Origin of the sequence: Flavonifractor sp. An91, assembly GCF_002159225.1 — a bacterium.
GTDB classification, from domain to species: domain Bacteria; phylum Bacillota; class Clostridia; order Oscillospirales; family Oscillospiraceae; genus Flavonifractor; species Flavonifractor avicola.
Map to the genome: position 1 here is coordinate 97,065 of NZ_NFHA01000003.1, position 17,024 is coordinate 114,088.

14 protein-coding genes and 1 pseudogene are annotated in these 17,024 nt (G+C 53.8%); 2 read left to right on the forward strand and 13 right to left on the reverse strand.

What is annotated here, in order from left to right; all coding sequences use genetic code 11:
• Position 1 precedes the first annotated feature (1 nt).
• Entirely contained in the window at positions 2 to 841 is an 840-nt protein-coding gene (locus B5G42_RS03275) for a hypothetical protein (RefSeq protein WP_087266573.1), read from the reverse strand.
• Positions 842 to 952: 111 nt separating this feature from the next.
• Between B5G42_RS03275 and B5G42_RS03280 the strand changes: the two genes are divergently transcribed.
• Together B5G42_RS03280 and B5G42_RS03285 are read left to right on the forward strand one after the other, a co-directional pair.
• Positions 953 to 1,222, forward strand: a complete 270-nt coding sequence (locus B5G42_RS03280; RefSeq protein WP_087266575.1) for a type II toxin-antitoxin system Phd/YefM family antitoxin — start codon at positions 953 to 955, stop codon at positions 1,220 to 1,222.
• Positions 1,203 to 1,517 (forward strand): type II toxin-antitoxin system RelE/ParE family toxin, encoded by a 315-nt coding sequence (locus tag B5G42_RS03285; protein WP_087266577.1) that lies wholly within the window; start codon positions 1,203 to 1,205, stop codon positions 1,515 to 1,517. The genes B5G42_RS03280 and B5G42_RS03285 overlap by 20 nt, the downstream gene beginning before the upstream one ends.
• 43 nt (positions 1,518 to 1,560) lie before the next feature.
• Here the strand turns inward: B5G42_RS03285 and B5G42_RS03290 are convergent, their stop codons facing one another.
• The 12 genes and pseudogenes from B5G42_RS03290 to B5G42_RS03340 form a co-directional block, all read right to left on the reverse strand.
• Positions 1,561 to 1,911, reverse strand: coding sequence for a TrbC/VirB2 family protein (locus B5G42_RS03290; protein ID WP_087266579.1), 351 nt, complete (start codon positions 1,909 to 1,911; stop codon positions 1,561 to 1,563).
• Positions 1,880 to 3,640, reverse strand: a complete 1,761-nt coding sequence (locus tag B5G42_RS03295) for a VirD4-like conjugal transfer protein, CD1115 family (RefSeq protein ID WP_242961116.1) — start codon at positions 3,638 to 3,640, stop codon at positions 1,880 to 1,882. Before B5G42_RS03295 ends, B5G42_RS03290 begins: the two co-directional genes overlap by 32 nt.
• Positions 3,641 to 3,679: 39 nt before the next feature.
• Positions 3,680 to 9,682, reverse strand: a complete 6,003-nt coding sequence (locus B5G42_RS03300) for a SpaA isopeptide-forming pilin-related protein (protein WP_087266580.1) — start codon at positions 9,680 to 9,682, stop codon at positions 3,680 to 3,682.
• An 87-nt stretch (positions 9,683 to 9,769) separates the two neighbouring features.
• Positions 9,770 to 10,627, reverse strand: a complete 858-nt coding sequence (locus tag B5G42_RS03305) for a hypothetical protein (RefSeq protein ID WP_140399773.1) — start codon at positions 10,625 to 10,627, stop codon at positions 9,770 to 9,772.
• A gap of 66 nt (positions 10,628 to 10,693) precedes the next feature.
• The gene (locus B5G42_RS03310) at positions 10,694 to 11,521 is read right to left on the reverse strand and encodes a class D sortase (protein WP_087266584.1); all 828 of its coding nucleotides are present in this window, start codon (positions 11,519 to 11,521) and stop codon (positions 10,694 to 10,696) included.
• Position 11,522: 1 nt separating this feature from the next.
• Complete coding sequence (locus tag B5G42_RS03315) at positions 11,523 to 12,530, reverse strand: hypothetical protein (RefSeq protein WP_087266585.1); 1,008 nt, start codon at positions 12,528 to 12,530, stop codon at positions 11,523 to 11,525.
• Positions 12,527 to 13,165 (reverse strand): PcfB family protein, encoded by a 639-nt coding sequence (locus B5G42_RS03320; RefSeq protein ID WP_087266587.1) that lies wholly within the window; start codon positions 13,163 to 13,165, stop codon positions 12,527 to 12,529. Before B5G42_RS03320 ends, B5G42_RS03315 begins: the two co-directional genes overlap by 4 nt.
• Positions 13,140 to 14,489, reverse strand: coding sequence for a relaxase/mobilization nuclease domain-containing protein (locus B5G42_RS03325; protein WP_087266589.1), 1,350 nt, complete (start codon positions 14,487 to 14,489; stop codon positions 13,140 to 13,142). Before B5G42_RS03325 ends, B5G42_RS03320 begins: the two co-directional genes overlap by 26 nt.
• Positions 14,490 to 14,795 (reverse strand): plasmid mobilization protein, encoded by a 306-nt coding sequence (mobC, locus tag B5G42_RS18570; RefSeq protein WP_242961118.1) that lies wholly within the window; start codon positions 14,793 to 14,795, stop codon positions 14,490 to 14,492. It lies immediately after the preceding gene.
• A 39-nt stretch (positions 14,796 to 14,834) separates the two neighbouring features.
• Positions 14,835 to 15,371: pseudogene (locus B5G42_RS18575) on the reverse strand (MT-A70 family methyltransferase); the annotation flags it as partial.
• Positions 15,372 to 15,594: 223 nt separating this feature from the next.
• The gene (locus B5G42_RS03335; RefSeq protein WP_087266592.1) at positions 15,595 to 16,557 is read right to left on the reverse strand and encodes a DUF3991 and toprim domain-containing protein; all 963 of its coding nucleotides are present in this window, start codon (positions 16,555 to 16,557) and stop codon (positions 15,595 to 15,597) included.
• Between the two features lie 53 nt (positions 16,558 to 16,610).
• Positions 16,611 to 17,018: a hypothetical protein gene (locus tag B5G42_RS03340; protein WP_087266594.1), complete on the reverse strand. Its 408-nt coding sequence runs from the start codon at positions 17,016 to 17,018 to the stop codon at positions 16,611 to 16,613.
• Between the last annotated feature and the right edge of the window lie 6 nt (positions 17,019 to 17,024).

Genomic DNA, 17,024 nt, shown 5'->3' on the forward strand with positions numbered 1-17,024 from the left:
ATCACACTCCAAACATTTCTTTGGCGATGCGGTCGGCGGCTTTTACAAGTCCAACCAGCACCAGAAGGTTGAAGATGGTTTCGCCCAGATAGCTCCAGACCTGGGTGATGACTGCTGCCTCAGCGTCGATGACGGGGGTGCCGCTGGAGACATAGGCCGTAAAGATAATGCAGGCCAAAACCACCACGGCCCCCTCCATGCAGACACCGATATAGCTTTTGAGAAAGGACTTGCCGATAAAGGAGGTGCTTTCTCCCGCAAAGGAGGAAAGGGCGATGGGCGAAAGGGCGGCGTACATATAGAGCTTGAAAAAGCGGCCATAGACCGTGAGGATCATAATAAAGGCTAGTACCGTTACAAAGAGACTGCCCAGCAGCGTGACCAACCACAGCGGGATACTCTCCAGAAAGCCCAGGCTGTTGATGGCATCAATGATTTCGGTGGGCATGGTGATGGAGGCTCCATCGGCACCGCCGATGCTGCCCGCTGCGGTCGCTACAATGCCGTTGCACACCGCAAAGATTTTCGTCAGAAAATCCATTCCGTAAGTAATGGCCACCTTTGCCAATACGAATTGGATCAGGTGGCGCACCACATATTCCGGTCGCTGGAAGTCCCGGAAGCTGGCCGCACTCCGAAAAAGGCTGATAGCAAAGAACAGCACCAGAAGGCCATAACCGATGGCCTGCATACCGCCATTGATGGTGACGATAGTGCTCCAGATCGTGCCGCCCTTGAAGGTTTCCGGCGACTGGGTCAGCAGGCCCCACATTTCCTCCATTTTGGTGTTCCATGTGGTAAATGCGTTTTGAAGGTTGTCTACAACCCAGTTGTTGTCCAAATTGATTCACCTCCAGGTGATAGAGTTTTGGATATGGTAAGATTGTCTGCCGCCTTGATAATGTGGCGTAATTGTGATAAAATATAGCCATGCCAGAAAGGGGGCTTTTCTATGCTGGATATTCGTCCGGTTTCCGATCTGCGCAACAAATTCAGCGAGATTGAGGAAACGGTCAAGAGCGGTCAGCCGGTTTACCTGACCAAAAATGGCTATGGTTCCATGGTGGTGCTCAGCCTGGAGCAGTATGCCGCATTGACGGATGAAGTGGAGCTGCGCCTGGACGAAGCTGACCGGGCTGCGGCGGCAGACAGTGTCCGCTATACGGAAGAAGAAGTGTTTGGCAGAGTGAGGAGTCGGCTCCATGAACGGAAAGCACTATAAGCTGCGGTTTTTGCCATTATTTGAAGATGACCTATCAGGCATTGTGGACTATATTGCGTATCGTTTGAAGAACCCCATAGCGGCTGACCAGTTGGTTGATGCCGTTCAGGAGGCCATTCGAGAGCGTACCACTTGTGCGGAAGCATTTGAGCCGTATCACTCGGCAAAGGAGCGGCAATATCCGTACTACCGGATCTACGTGAAAAACTATGTCATTTTTTACGTTGTGATTGGAGATATAATGGAAGTGCGCCGCATCCTCTACAATCGTCGGAATATACCGGAGCATATTTAAGCGCAGCCGGTCTGTCATCGCTGACAGACCGGCTGCTTCTTTCTTAGATAGCGCCGATGGTGGTCAGGATCTCCTTGGCGAAGGCAATCATCAGCCCACCGAACAGGCAAAGGAAGCCCTGGGTGCGCTGGCTGGCGTCATGGGACTGGATGCTCATGCCAACCTGGACAACGCCCCAGCCCAGGATGATGACGCCGATGGCCTTGATGATATTGAAAATGAAGTCGGAAAGGCTGTTGACGATAGTCAACGGATCAGAACCAGCAGCCATAGCGGGCACCGTGCAGAGCGTGAAGGCCAGAACCGTAAAGGCCCCTGCGAAGTAGCGCCGTCTCACACGGCGGCACAGCGTGTTGGGCTGCTCATTCTTCTTCATCTTCATCAGGATTTTCATGGTCAAATTCCTCCATCGTATCAAATTGATAATCGTCCAGAGAACGAAAATCGTAGGGCAGATCGGATACCTCAAATTTAGTGGGCAGGCTCTTATGGACATAGGGCGCTGCGCCTCCGTCCTCCGTCAGCTTGATATTGGGGTGCTTCATGAGGTCGTATTTTTTATCCAGCACAGGGCGCTCTCCACGGATTAGCAGAATGGAATCGTCGGTATCCATCAAACGAATTTCCTCCTGCATCATCAGCTCACGGCCTGCCTGTTGGTAGTTGGTGGAGCTGGAGCCGCTGTGCCCACGGGTCAGGCCACGGGTGCGGGTGTCCAGCGTTTCCTTGCCCAGCAGCTTACTCATAAACTCCAGAGAGGTCGGCTCGTTGCCGCCGCCTAAAAATAGGAGAGTATCACAGTTGCCGATGATACTCTCCCATTCCTTTTCGTAGATGTTTTTGATCTGAGCGATGTTCTGGACAATGATATTGAGACTGATATTATAGCTGCGGCAAGTGGCCAGGATTTTGGGGTAGCTGTCTGGCTGGGCAACGTTGGCCCATTCATCCTGGATGACACGCACCGGGATGGGCAGCTTGCCTTTGTACTTTTCATCCGCCACCCGGTACAGCTCCTGGAAGCATTGGGTGTAGAGCATACCTACGAGGTAGTTCATGCTACCGTCTGCCACAGGGATGACACAAAAAATGGCTCTCTTGCGTTCTCCAAGAGAACCGAAGTCCATGTCGTCCCTGAAGGTCATGGCGGCAAACTGCGGCATGGCCAATGCCGCTAGACGGACAGCTGCCGACACAAGAATTGTCTTTGCCGTCTTGCCTGCGGCCTGTTTGAAAATCTTATACTGATGGACTGCTATGTGATCTGGCTTGTTGTACTCCAGCTCCAGAAACAGTTGATCCAGAGGGCTTTGGTATTGCTCATCCTCCTCTCGCACCTGCGCACAGGTCAGCAGGTAGGTAATCATTTCAAGGTTTTGCTCATAAGGCGGAGCCTCATGGAGCAGATAGAGCATGAGAGCGGAATCCAATGCAATTTCCGCTTTCTCCCAGAATGGGTCAGAGTTATTTGCGTTTTTGGGGGTGGTGTTGCGGATCAGATTGTCCATCAGCTTCAGCACGTCGGCCTCGTTGCGGATATAGGCGAAGGGGTTATAGCCATCCGATTGGCTGGGGTCGATCAGGTTGAATACCACGATCTCATATCCCATCTCTTTGAGCAGATTCCCGGAAGCCCGCAGCAGCTCCCCCTTGGGGTCTGTGACGATATAGGAGCAGTTTGCGCTGTAAAGCCAGGGTTTGGCCACAAAGCGGGTCTTGCCGGAACCGGAGCCGCCCACTACGACGATGTTGAGGTTCCGCCGGTGCTTGTAGCTGTTGAAGCTGATAGATACGTTTCTAGTAAGGATCACGTTGGACAGCGGATTCTTAGCATCCATGTACTTCTTGCAGAGGGCCTTGGGGTCGCCCCATTTGGCTGAGCCATACTCCTCTCCGGGCCTGCGATTCTCCCTGGAGGTGTAATACAAGCCGATTCCGCAGCAGTAACACACCAGACAGATCAACACAACCTTCATGGAGTGGGGTTTCCACTGGATGGAGAACGGATGGGCAAACTGCCCGGATATGTGCTCCATCAGGGTAAATAGGTTCATACCGTCCTCGTAGGCGGTGGCAATCAGCAGAGCGGCCCAAATCACCAGAACAGACAGTGCCGCCCACAAAGGGGCGGCACTGCGAAAATTCTGATTGCGCTTCACGGCTTAATACCCGGTTTTGGGCAGGGTCGTAATGGTCTTGGCGTAAACCTTGGTCACCCAGCGGCTCACGGCCTGAATCCACTGACCATTGTAGACGCCGCCCACATCGGCCACATTGACAATGCTGGAGCCATTGGCAAGGCCATTCACCACATTGCCGTGGATATAGGCGGTTTCCACCTGACCAAAGCCGCCCTTGACGGTGCCGAACACGAACATGATCTCAGTGACACGCTCGTTGGAGGCAAGGCCCAGGGCCGCAGGGCTGGCTTCCAGCACATAGTTCTTGGTGGTGGAAAGGCTGTCTGCCAGGGTCTGATAGCTGTCTTTCAGATTGGTCTTATAGACGATCTTATAGGAGAGCTGCTGGTTGTAGGTGCCGGTGACCACCTTGGAAAGCTGCACCTGACCGGGCAGCGTGTCTCTCCAGTAGAAGGAGGACAGCGGCACGGTAGAGGTGTTTCCGATGCCGGTGATGGTGTACCGGATGGGCTGGTTGGGCATGACCTCGGCATAGCCGGTCTTTTTGATGGATACGCCGGTGGACACGCTGTTGTCCTCCACCTCGAAGGTCACGATCTGGCCCTCATAATCCAGGTATGCGGTCAGGACGGTGGGATTGATGGAGTAATAGTCGGGGGCCTGTACCTCACGGATGGTATAGCGGCCCAGGGGCAGGAGCTTGGATACCGCTCTGCCATTGTAGTCGGACACAATGGTGTCCACCACATTGCCCGCCTTGTCGTAGACCTCAAACACAGCTCCTTCCAGCAGCGTCCCGGCGGGCAGGGCGTTGATGGGGTTATCGTCCGCAGACTTCTTGATGATCTGGATCTGCCCCATGATGGGGGTGTTCTCCCACTCCACCAAGGTTGTCTCGCCGGACTTTACATAGACGGTCTTGCGCTGGGTGTCCAGGATGTACCCCTCGTTCTCCAGCTCACGGAGATAGTAGCGCCCGGTTTCGATGTTCTCAATGTAGACGTAGCCCTGGTTGTCGCTGGTGTACTGGCCCACAGGGTTATTGTTGGCGTCATACAGCAGGAAAGTCACGCCGTAGATGCCCTTGCCGGTGCTGCTGTCGGTCTTGTGAATGAGGATGCCGGAGAAGGCTTTGTTGGTCACGGTCAGCTTACTGGTCTTGCCGTCCACCACCTCAAAGTAGTGGGGGGTATCATCCAGCTTATAGCCCTCCGGGGCCTCGATCTCCACCGCATAATAGGCCCCGTCCTCCAGGGCCAGGAACACCCGGCCATACTTGTCGGTGGTCACGGTATCCACCAGGGCGTCATTCATCTGGCGGATTTCAAAAGTGGCATTGGCCAGCCGCTCCGTTTTATCCGCTTCGTCAACCTTGATGATCTCCACGCCGCCCACAGGGTCGTTGTAGAAGGTCAGCTCCTGGGTGTCGTTGGGGTTGATGACCACCGTCTGGGTACGGGTTTGTTCGTGGATGGTATAACCCTCGATGGTCTTGGTTTCCGTCACCACAATGGTGCCGGTCAGCCCGGACAGGATGATCTGGCCGTTTTCATCGGTGGTATAAAGGCCCTTGCTGGAGAGGGTGCCGCCTTCTGCGTCCACATAGGAGCCGTCGGAGTAGGTCAGCTCAAACTCCACGCCCTCCAGGGGAGCCTTGGTAACGGAATCCAGCTTGTTGATGATAAGATTGCCCTTGGGTTGGTTGAAGAACTCCAGGGTGTAGGTCTGATGATCCTTGATCTGGATGGTCTTGGGGGTGTTGTCCAGCAGGTAGCCCTCCTTGGCCTTGACCTCCTGCACCACATAGCCACCCGGCTCCAGGTCGGGGATGGTGATATAACCGTTTTCATCGGTGCGGAACTCACCGTTGGACGTACCGACTACGGCCCCGTCCGTGGTGGTCACTTTGAAAGTCACCTCGCTGAGAGGTTCCTTGGTTACGCTGTCCATCTTCTTGATGACCAGTCCACCCAGCGGCTCATTGGCGATGGTGACTTCCTTGCAGCTGCCGCTCTCCACCTTGACGGTCTGGGCGGTACCGTTAAGCAGATAGCCCGCTGCGGCCTTGGTTTCCGTAATGGAGTAGCAGCCGGAGGGAATGTGGCTCAGCTTGATCTGGCCGTTGGCGTCGGTAGTGTAGGTGCCTGCCGGATACTCGCAGCCGTTGCACCCGGCAATCTTGAACTGAACGCCGGACAGGGGCTTGTGGGTCACGCTGTCCACCTTGGTAATGAGGAGACAGCCCTGGGGAGCATTGCGGAATTCGAGGGTGACGGTCTGTCCCGCCTTGATCGTGGCGGTCTGGGGAGTATCGTCCAGCTCATAGCCGGTCTTAGCTCGGGTTTCCTTGACCACCAGGGTGGTGCCGGGGTCGATACCCTCAACCAAAATCGTACCGGCGCTATCGGTGACAAATTTGCCGTTGGCGTCGCCTACCACAGTTCCGTCGGCAGTAGTAATCATGAACTCCACATCGCTGAGCGGCTCATGGGTTTCACTGTCGATCTTCTTAATCAGCAGGCTTCCCTTGGGAGAGTTGCCGAAGTACAGCTGTACCACATCCTGCTCCTTGCCGGAGATAAACACGGTCTGGGGTGCGGTGTCGATGACATGGCCATTGGGACTGGCCAGCTCCTCCACGACATAAGTGCCCGCCTCCAGGCCGGTGACGGTAAAGCTGCCGTTGGCGCTGGTCTTATAGGTGCCGATCACGGTGCCGCCGGTGCCGGAGGTGCCGCCCAGGTAGCGCACCTGGAACACAGCGCCCTCCAGGGCCTCGCCGGTGACGGAATCGAACTTCCAGACCACCAGGGCACTGAGGGGCGTGTTCTCAAAAATCAGCTCCACAGCCTTGTCGTTGTCCACGTAAATGGTCTGCTCGGAGGGGTCACGGAGGGTATAGCCGATGGGCGGATCAACCTCCACCACCTTGTACCAGCCGGTGTCCAGCTTATCCAGGTAGATTTCGCCGTTTTCATCGGTATAGTAGAAGTTCTGCTCCAGTTTCTGATAGGTGCCGTCCTCGGTGTTGTCCTTGGCTACCCAAAGCTCAAACTTTGCCCCCTTCAGAGGATTGCCGGTGACGGAATCAATCTTCTTGATGGTCAGGCCCGGTTTCTTCTCGTTCTCAATGGAGATCTCGGTGGTTTTACCGGGCCGCAGATAAACCTCGTGAGGGGTGGAGTCCAGAATGTAGCCGTCCGGGGCCTGGATTTCGGTGACGACGTAGTAACCCTCATCCAGATGGATATTCTCAACGGTAATAGAACCGTCCGGGCCTACGGGGAAGTCTCCGATCTTCACGCCCGCCTTGGTCTTGACTTCAAAGATAGCCCCCGTCAGGGCGTTGCCGTTGATGTCCACCTTGTGGATGGTCAGTGTGGGCCGCTTGTAGTTCTGGAACTGCACCGTAGCGTCCCGGTTCGGCTCCAGTGTCACCTGCTGGGGGGTGGCGTCCAGGATATAGCCCTCCGGCACACTCTGCTCGGTGACGGTATAAACGCCGGGCAGCAGGTTCTCGATGGTCACGGTGCCGTCCTCGCCGGTGGGTTCGGTGGTAATGGTGGGGCCGTCCGCATAGTTCAGCGTGAAGGTGACGCCGGAGATGGGTTCGCCGGTGTCCTTATCAGTCTTGCGGATAGTCAGGTCAGGCCGCTTGTCGTTCTGAATGGTGATTGTAGAGGTCTGACCAGGGAACAGCTCAACGTGGTATTCGGTGGGGTCTAAGATGTGGTCGGCCACCGTAGCGGTTTCCTTGACGGAGTAGACACCCGGCTCCAGATCCGCAATCAGGATCTCGCCCTGGGAATTGGTGGTACGGTCAAGGTAGTGGCTTCCATCCTCGATTTTGGCAATGCGGAAGGTGACGCCAGCCAGCCGGGAGCCGTCGGCGCTGAGCTTAATCAGCTGGAAGGACGGCTTGATGGAGTTGGTAAAGACGAACTGGGCGTCCTCGTTGGGATCAAGCTGGATAATGCGCTGGGCTTCGTCGATGATGTAGCCGGGGCAGGACTTCTCCGTTACCACATAGGCTCCAGCGGGCAGGTGGGACAGGTCGATCTCGCCGTTTTCATCGGTGGTAAACTCCTCCGGGCCATAGTCACCCGCCACCGACTTGATCTCAAAGACCGCATTGGGGATCACCTTGGACGGATCGGCGGAATCCACCTTAATGAGCCTCATGCCGGGTTTCATATCATTAAAGAAGGTCAGTTCCTTAATGCCGTCACCGGCCTTCAGTTCCACCGACTGGGGGGTGGTGTCCAGGATATAGCCATCGTTTCCGGTGTCTACTTCCACCGCTCGGTAGGTTCCGGGTTCCAGATCGGTCAGCAGAATTTCACCAAATGCGTCCGTTTGGAATTTACCCAGGCTTACTTCGTCACGGAATACCTCGAAGGTCACTCCGGGCATGGCCAGATAGTTTTTGCGGTCGTACTTGACAATGCGTAGGCCGGGGAGTTCCTCATTGATGATAGGCAGCGTGGTGCTTTCACCGGCAACTACCGTCGTGGTGTAGATGGTATCGTCCAGCTTCCAGCCAACCGGAGCCGTCTTTTCCTGAACACGGTAGGCTCCAGGCTTGATCTCGGTGAAAATAGCACAGCCTGCGGAGTTGGTGGTGGTGGTGTAGGTCTGCCCACTTTCGATATGCTCAATGGTGATAACGGCACCGGGCAGGTTCATACCCGTGTTGGACTTCTTTTCGATGCGCAGACTGCCATAGGGATCGTTGAAGTAGGTGACTTCCGCAATCTCATCATATACCACTGTCACATTCTGCGTGGGTTCCTTGCTGATCAGGTAATGATTGGGGGCTTCCCGCTCAATGACGGTGTAATTGCCGGTTTTCAGCAGGGGAATATAGATCTCGCCGTTGCTGTCAGTGACAAAGGAGCCAATGCTGTCACCATCGGGGCCGATAACCTCAAACCGTGCGCCGGAAAGAGGCAGCTCCGTCCCGGTTTCGTATTTCAGAATCCGCAGTCCAGTTTCATCGGGTTCATCGTCCGGGTTATCAGCGTAATTGCTGTATGCGGACAGGTTCATGGTAACGGTGGGGTCGGTGTCTACTACATAGTTCTGCAAGTTGCCATAGGTGTCCTTCTCTTGGCATACGGCATAGAACACAGCGTACTTGTAGACATTTGTGCTGAAGGAGAGCTGGACGCTGCCAGTCTCACCCTGGATGCTGTCTGCCGGGTAGAGCACCTTGAACTGACCGGCGTACCCATCGCCAGTCCCTTCGGTTGTAATGGTGGTAATATCCTGGTTGTTAAGGTCAACAATACGGGTTCCTTCGGGAACAGAGGCGGGGTCGGTGAAACCCACATTGACTGTATAATCGCAAACCCAGGTCTTGCTCCAGAAGGTAAATACCTGCTGCTTGTACTGCTTGCCGTCTACGGTGACGGCGTATGCGGTATCACGATCCGGGGTGCAGGTGACACTGGGAGAAAGTGTCTCAGTCCAGCTGGTGCCCCTGGCGTAAATGTCCTTTGTTGCCGCAAGAATTTTCTGCGCCCGGGTCAACTCAACTCCAGACAGGGAGGGATTAACTTTCAGGTTATTGATGTTCCAGTTGGAGAGCAGATAGCACCAGAGCGCCATTTTTGTGGCATAGTACGCCTGGTACTTGTTCTCCAGGTTCAGCTCCGCAAGGCCACGGGTAGGATAGCCGTTTGCAATAATACCCATCACCTTGGGATCGCTGGTCTTTTCTTCGGCCAGATAGGAAATGCTTTCCCCAACCCCAACGGTCTGCGGAACTCCATATAGATTGGGGTTGACGCAGTAGGCCGGGATCTCCTTCTGCTGGCCAGCTGCGTTGATGTAATTGTAGTAAGTGTACTTCTGGGACTGTACCCGCCCGTTGATGGACAGGTAGGCCAGCTCGTAACCGCCGTTGTAGATGTCAACTTCACCCAGAGCGTCCTCCACAGTGTTGGCAGCAGAGGCAAAGCCGGTACAGAGGCTCAGCAAGGTGGCAATGCACAGTACCAGTGCAAGCAGTCTCCGTGTCATGGTATGACCTCCTTTGAATAGCAAAGACGCCCGATGCAATCGCATTGGGCGTCTTTTTAGGTGGATATGAAGTTTAATGGATATAGGCTAGATGCGGTGCATGATGTTATACTCGGTGCGCTGGAAAACGCCGTTTTTATAAACGTCCCACGCTTCCATGTAATAGGTTCCGGGAGGGCAGGAATTAAAGAGATTGGTAATCTCAGAAGATCTCCAGGGCCAGAAGGTCTGTGGGGTGATTTCCGTAGGAATAGTGAGGGAAATCTTCACCTTCGCATTTCCGCTGGGATGGAGAACCGGCTTCCCATCCTTCCAGGTTTCGGGGTTGTCTCCGATGGCATTAAATAAAGTATACAGCATCCGGCGGGATTCGTAGATGTTGCGGGCAAAGAGATAGTCCTGTCCTGCGCTGCTGTACCGGCGAACCTCCGGGGCAGGGAGTTCTACCTGGGGCATGAGGCTCCAATCGCAGGTGGCGGTGGGCAGTTCAGGGAGAGGGCCATCCTGGAACATATTCTTGTCCCAACGGCTCACGTCTGTAATAGTGTAGGTAGAACCGTCATCGCAGAGGATCTGATCGCCTACTTTGGGCTGATACCGGGAGCCGGTTGCCGCCGCCGCATGATAGGGGTCTGCGGTGGTAGCCACGTTAGCAGGATTCTCAGTCTGTCCGGTAGGTTCTGTGGTAATCACCACGGTGCGGGTGTCGTTGTCCCAGCTCACGCCAAATCCCAGCTTGTCGCCAAGATCCCGGAGTTGGAAGTAGTTGTTGCCGTTAATCACATAGCCAATCAGCTCGATTTCCTGACCGTCCAATGTGATCCGCTGGTCAAGGTCGGTGGTGGGTGTTGCAAGGATGCCAGCAGCATAGGCTACGCTGCCGCCAAACAGGGCAGCCCCGCAGAACAGACCTGCGAGAAACATGGGGATATTCTTTTTCATCATCAAAGCCTCCTTGTCTGAGTGATTTCTGCCGACATCATAGCAAGGATATAAGAGGCTGTCAAAAAATCAAACCATCTTTGCCTGCACACACCAACGATAAGCGGGCTGATCCATGACACAGGTGACAAGGGTAATGATGTTGTCGTTGGTGGCATCCAACACCGACACCTGGGTGCTGAGGATCTTCTGCACCGAGTACACCTCATAGGTGCGGGTGCCCAGCTTTGTGGTCAGGGTAATTTTATCACCTCCAGACAGCGTATGGATTTTGCCAAAGTGGTTATTCACACCTCTGTTATGGCCTGCGATTGCCACATTGCCATTCCAGATGCTGGTGTTCTCAAAATGCCCCGCCCCCGTAGCCAGGGCGGTGGCGCTCGTTCCCTCGTTGACATTGACCTTCAGGCCGATGGAAGGGATGGACAAGGTGGCGATATAGCCGCCGCTGTAATAGAGGGCATCCGTCACCGGCGTATAAGCCGTTACGCTGCCGCTGGTATCCACACTGGGTAAGGTCGGCACCGTGGAGGTGTTCGGAATGGTGGTCGTCCCGGTAGCTCCGGGGACAGTCACCGTCCCAGTGCCCGCCGAGGTGGCGTTTCCAGGGCCAGTATAAATCTGCCCGTCCCGGATCAGATTGGGCGTCAGCAGCTCGCCGCTGCCCAGAACGTAGGAGGTGGGCGAGCCAAAGGTAGGTGGGATCAAGGCAGCGTTCTTGCTGCGGTCGGTGTTGGCCGGTGCGCCGGTGGTCACATAGATGGTGTCATCCGAGGTGGGCCTGCCAAAGAGCGGATTGTCCGGCGCATCAAAGGAATACTCCAGCGCACTGGCGGGCAGCATGGTGGCCCCCGTCAGGCAGCAGGCGGCAAGCAGCGTGGCAAGCAGTTTCTTCATGTCATTCGTACCCCCGTTTCTTGTTGATGTAGTGTTTGTAGCCTTTCTGCCCAAAATAACCGGCGCAGCCCAGAGCACCCAACCCAAGGGGGATCAGCAGCCATTTCCAATCAAAGGAGAACGGGGCGGACTGCGTAGTGTCGATAGCGGCATCAGTGTCCTCACCGGCAGATGCGGAGTCGCCGCTGGAAAACACCGCCGTATAGGTAATCACATCGGTACTTACCCTGGTGACTTCTCCCATATAGTTTGCCGTAACCACATAGCCGGTGGCGTATTTGCTGGTGGCTGTTCCGGTATAGGTGGCGGTGGCGGTATAGCGCAGGGCCATATCATATCCATCGGTCTGGGTTGTTGCGGCCTCTTGCCACTGCACATCGGCCAGCGTCAGCGTCCGGCCACTGTCTGTAATGCTCTTGGGAATCAGGGACACATCTGCCCCGGACAGGTTGGGATAGGTGCGGGTGGCCGATACAGTACGGCTGCTGCTCTTGTAGCCTGCGGCCTCCACGGTAATGGTGGTGTGATCCAGGGAGAGAACACCCTGATAGCCGTCCTCGGTCTGTACCTCTAACTCCGGCTCCAGCATGGCAAGGATCTTGTTCATGTCCTGGGTATCGGAATCCAGGGTCAGAACCTCCGTATAGTCCTTGGTATCGCTCTCGATCTGTGCCTGCTTCAGCACATCCAGCAGCGTGTAGACCTTTCCCTCACGCTCAAAGTCCTCGGTGGGAATAGCGGAAGGATCGTCCTGGGAGGAGAGGTAATAGACCTTCTCAATGCGGGTAATCCCATTTTCCTCACTTTGCCTTACTTCGGCAGGATAGAGCGGTACCGGATCAGGCGTAGGAATCGTCATGTCGGTCACCCCCTCGGTGGCAGGGGAGGCGGTGCTATCGCTTTCCGCCCCCTGCGGCGTTTCGCTGGGAGCCGCTGCCGCAAATGCAGTGGTCATGATGCCGCAGAGCAGCAGCGTCATGGCACACAAGGTACAAAAGATACGCTTCATCGTTCCAGTCCTCCTTTTGTTTTTTTGCCGTTCTTGGCATGGTGAAAAACGGGAGCGCCCTTTTCACGCTGGGGCTGTCCCTTTTCACGCTGCGCCTGCTGCGCTTTCAGTTCTTCCAGCTTTTTGCGCACGGAGGGACGCTGTTTGGGGTCACTGGTCGTAGTCTCGGTAGCTGCTCTCGTATCTGTCCCGTATTCCCTGGATCTTTCGCCGGATGGAACACGGGACGGCTCTTTTTTTGCGGCCTCGTCCTCCTGACGAATGGGGACGGCAACACCCATGCGTTCCAGGATACGGTTGATCTGCCGTGCGTCCTTGGCCTTTGCCATGATTTCCACTGTGCCGGTCTTTTCCGCTTTGTTGATGATCGGATAGTACAGGACGCCGTACTGGGTGCTTTCCTTCTTGAACGCAGCCAAGTCCTGCTCGTTGATGGAGAAAATGGTCAGCTCCTCACGATCCTGGATCAGCCGCTTCAATGTGGTTTTACCGGCAACCTTCTGGTTATCGTTGGCAAGGGCAATCAGCAGCGCCGCCAGATTCTTGGCTCCCAGCCCTGCCAGCTTTAGGGCGCTCTCGGTAATCTGAATTCCTTCCCGTACCATCAGATCAGCGGTTTCTCCGCTGGTACTCATGTCTTACAGCCTCCTTCTGATTTTGTGATTTGTTTTCCTCGAACTCCCGTAAGTTCTGCTGAATACCGGGAACCTGCTGTTCGATTCGTTTGCAGAGTGCTCGTTCCTTCCGCAGCTGCCGTAAGGAGGCGGTCTGGCGGTCAATCTCACGGACGAGTTCTTCTTTGATATTCTCATCGGTTTCACACCTCCTTTTTGCATAGAGTGGTTGCCGGAGTTCTGTCCGCTGCTGGATCTCCTGCTCTATTTGTGCCTGACGCTCCATAAGCTGCTCCAAGGTGGAAATGCCATGCTCATGGAGATATAAAAATTGCGCCTGATAGCGTTCCAGACGGAGCACCTCACGACGCATTTCATAAGAGATTCTTTTTCGGGTCGGCCTTTTGTATCGGCGCAGCAGATAAACGTATCTAAGGTACAGCGCATAAAAGCCGGTGATCTTCTTTTTGCGGACGGTTTTCCAGGAGCCGGAGAAACGATAGCGCCGAACCGGAAGCGGTTGATAGGCTGCAACACGGCCTTCCAAAATAGCCCGCTGCTGCTCCTGGATGCGCCGCTTGATGTCCTCCACGGTGTACCCTTCACCCAGCCGATCCAGGCGGAAATTTCGCTTTGCTCCGGGTGGGCGAACAGTCAGATATTTGCGGTTGGGGTTCCGGGAAACTGTGTACCCCTTTTTCTCCAACAGGTTGAGAAAATCGGGAAAGGTAAAGCAGTCACGGATCACCAGATCGATCTCATCCCGGAGCATTTGAGAGAGCGTCGGTTTTCCCTCCTGCTGGGCCTTCCATTCGGCATAGTGTTTTCCCTTGCCTTCGGGTGACAGAACCGAAAGATTTTCAGCTTTGCACAGTTCATCTGAAGTTTTGCGAATAGTATTGTAGTAGCTTATCGGACTAGAGTGATATTTCTTCCCGTCCAAAAAAGAAACTGAATTGATAATGATATGTGAGTGAAGATGCGCCCGATCCAGATGTGTACCAATTACAACTTGATAAGCGTCTCCAAAAACTTCCCTTGCAAATGCTACACCAATTTTGTGAGCCTGCTCTGGCGTAACCTCTCCAGGGGCAAATGATTGAATAAAGTGATAACCCAGCACTCCACCCGTATTGCGAAAACGTTGCTTTACTTGCTGCATTTCACGATATGCGGTTTCTGGACTGCCGCAGTTAATTGTGGTGACAAAGAAAGATTGCTCTGTTTTCTCTGGATTTGTAATATAAGTAAGACCAGCAGCCAATGTTGTTTTTTTACTATTGGTCACATAGTTCACTCGGCTATCCAATCTGGAACGAATTGCGATCACTTTTGTAATAGCCATTTATAGCTCCAATACCTTTTCCCAAATTTGCTTTACCAAGCACTCTATCACTGCAAGTTCCTGCTGAGCAATCTCGTGTTTGCTATTTGCAATTCTGGCAATCTGATTGATATTGTTGCCAATGGCGTTCAGCTCTTTTATCAATGACGCCAGTTCTTCCGGCGGCTTAGGAGTCAGCTCTATTCCGGCAATAGCGTCTCTAATAAATCGCTCTTTTGATACTCCTGCCTTAATCGCTTCCTGATTTAAGTGTTCCCATTCTTCATCCGTGAAACGAATCACTTTTGCCTTATTCCGCTTTGCCATATCACAACCTTCCTCTCCACTTGATATGTGGGTAGGGCCAAAATTTAGGAGGGTAGATTCTACCTCGTTTCCCCACACATCCCACCCAGGGGAAGTTTGGCGAGCGAACAGTTCTATGCGAGGTAAATCACCCATGAGCGCAACAATTTTTTCCCGAGCTTCATCCGGCTTCCGGCTGTGTTCCCGGATAGGCGAAATAATAAATTGATGAACATTAGCTGCTTTCCGCTTCGGATGCCCTTTTGTGGCCAAGAGGCAAATTTCTGCATTTCCCCTTGTCCAAAAGCCCATTCCACAAAGCCAGCTATCTGACTTGCGGTTTTTCTTCAGCCAGACGAAACCTACTGTTTTATAAGAAAAGCCCCATGCCTTAATCAACTGCAAAGCACTGGGAAGTTGGGGAAATGTAGTCCATAGAAAAAGAACGCTGTCTGAGGCCGAAATCTCGGCTACTGGCAGCGCACAAAGCTCCTCTATGCTCATGGTAGGATAGTGTTTTTCTGCTGCTCCGCTTACCCCTTTTTGATTGTATCTCCACGGAGGATCAGCGTAGATAATAGAATACTTTTTTGCCATTATGTTCCTCCACACACGCTCCATGTTAAATGTGGTGTAGTTGTTGCGCTTTCGATAGCTCTACGCTTTAATTGCTTTAACATTATGATGACCGATTGACGCTGTATTCAACGGGGGTATTAGGGGGACATCCCCCTAACAAGCGCATTTTGGTATCAAAATGCTATGCTTGCAGGAACAGGCGGCAAGCCGCCTGTTCCTCAATCCACCTTCCCGAAAAAAACTACCGCTCCTCTCCGCCACGGGTTTTCACCCGCCCTGCAATTCCTTTCTGGATTTGCAAATAGTCGTTGTAATCCTTTCCCTTGGGCGGAGGATTGTCCAGCACCTGATACCCGTGCAGACATTGTTGGAGGGCTTGCGCCGCTTCCCGGCCACGCTCGTCGTTGTCCAGGCACAAAATGATTTTTTTAATGCCTGGATTGTGCTGGAGATAGGTTTCCAAAGCCAGCGGAAGTTTCAGCTCTGCGTCGGCCTTTGGATGATAAATTCCTGAGAGAGAAAGACAGTTGGCGCTTCGCCAGTTCTGCCCCTTTCGCTTGAGGATACTCAGATAGGAGAGAGCGTCAATGGCGCTTTCAAAAACGCACACACTCTCTCGGTCATTGGCTTGCAGCGGCACACAAAACGAATACCGCTTATCGCTCCCGGCCACCTCTCCAACAAAGGTTGAATGAGACAATGTACCTCGCAAAGAGGCATATTTGGCTGTGCCATTTTCAAAGCCCACAAATACGCAGTTGTGCCGTTTGGCGTCCTCGTAAAGTTGGCCCGACTTGATGCAGTGATTGATGATTTCAGCGTCAATTCCCCTGGCACGAAGATAGGCAAACACTCGTCTGGTATCGGGATTTTGTTCGGGCAGCTGGAAGTCAGGTCTGGCCTTGGGAGGCGGTTTTGATACAGGCCGGGAAGAAAGCAGCGGCTGCTCACCGAGGATCATTCCAACCGCTTCCGGCAGTTTGTAGCCACGCACTTTGACCAGATAATCCAGGGCAGTAGAACCTCCAATATTACGGCTCCACCAGCACCACTTTCCGTTAGAAATTTTCAGCGAGTCATGGCTTTTGGTGCAGTAGGTTCCGCCGCTCACATGAACCAATTCTCCAGGGTCATGACGTTGTAAGTAAGTCAGCAAATCCACTTGCCGAGCCTGCTGGATTTGTTCTTTTGTGTAGTACGGCACTCAGTTCACCTCCTGGTTTCAGATTGATTTTTGAGGGAAGAACGTGCGGCTATTTAACGCTCCCGATCATACTTGATTCGATAAGCATAATGGTCTGCGCTGTACCGCTTCAAATAGTCATTTTCCGTGGTTTGAGGGGAATCCAAATCAATGTTGGTAAGCCGGGGATCTTCCGGGCTGTCAAATAGTTTCTCAACCGGAATTACCTCGATTTTGCCTCCGATATGGAGCTGTCCTCCGAACACTCCGGCAGGAGAATGAAAGCTCCGATCTCCGCATACCCACAGAAGTTTGGTGCCCGCCGGAAGTTCTCCAACGGGCTGTTTGAGCACGATCACGGAACGAGGTTTTGCACCGGCGACTTCGTAATATCCCGCATACTCCGCTTTCTCATAAGCACGCACCATTTTGTCAAAATGGCGCTGTGGTTTGATATAAAACAAGCTCTCTTGATAGCCCATTTTGAC

What these genes read in the sequence shown, in the direction of transcription:
- B5G42_RS03315 (WP_087266585.1), bottom strand. Translation starts at nt 12,530, where the DNA reads ATGAAGCGTATCTTTTGTACCTTGTGTGCCATGACGCTGCTGCTCTGC.
- B5G42_RS03310 (WP_087266584.1), bottom strand. Translation starts at nt 11,521, where the DNA reads ATGAAGAAACTGCTTGCCACGCTGCTTGCCGCCTGCTGCCTGACGGGG.
- B5G42_RS03320 (WP_087266587.1), bottom strand. Translation starts at nt 13,165, where the DNA reads ATGAGTACCAGCGGAGAAACCGCTGATCTGATGGTACGGGAAGGAATT.
- mobC (WP_242961118.1), bottom strand. Translation starts at nt 14,795, where the DNA reads ATGGCAAAGCGGAATAAGGCAAAAGTGATTCGTTTCACGGATGAAGAA.
- B5G42_RS03305 (WP_140399773.1), bottom strand. Translation starts at nt 10,627, where the DNA reads ATGATGAAAAAGAATATCCCCATGTTTCTCGCAGGTCTGTTCTGCGGG.
- B5G42_RS03280 (WP_087266575.1), top strand. Translation starts at nt 953, where the DNA reads ATGCTGGATATTCGTCCGGTTTCCGATCTGCGCAACAAATTCAGCGAG.
- B5G42_RS03285 (WP_087266577.1), top strand. Translation starts at nt 1,203, where the DNA reads ATGAACGGAAAGCACTATAAGCTGCGGTTTTTGCCATTATTTGAAGAT.
- B5G42_RS03300 (WP_087266580.1), bottom strand. Translation starts at nt 9,682, where the DNA reads ATGACACGGAGACTGCTTGCACTGGTACTGTGCATTGCCACCTTGCTG.
- B5G42_RS03290 (WP_087266579.1), bottom strand. Translation starts at nt 1,911, where the DNA reads ATGAAAATCCTGATGAAGATGAAGAAGAATGAGCAGCCCAACACGCTG.
- B5G42_RS03325 (WP_087266589.1), bottom strand. Translation starts at nt 14,489, where the DNA reads ATGGCTATTACAAAAGTGATCGCAATTCGTTCCAGATTGGATAGCCGA.
- B5G42_RS03340 (WP_087266594.1), bottom strand. Translation starts at nt 17,018, where the DNA reads ATGGGCTATCAAGAGAGCTTGTTTTATATCAAACCACAGCGCCATTTT.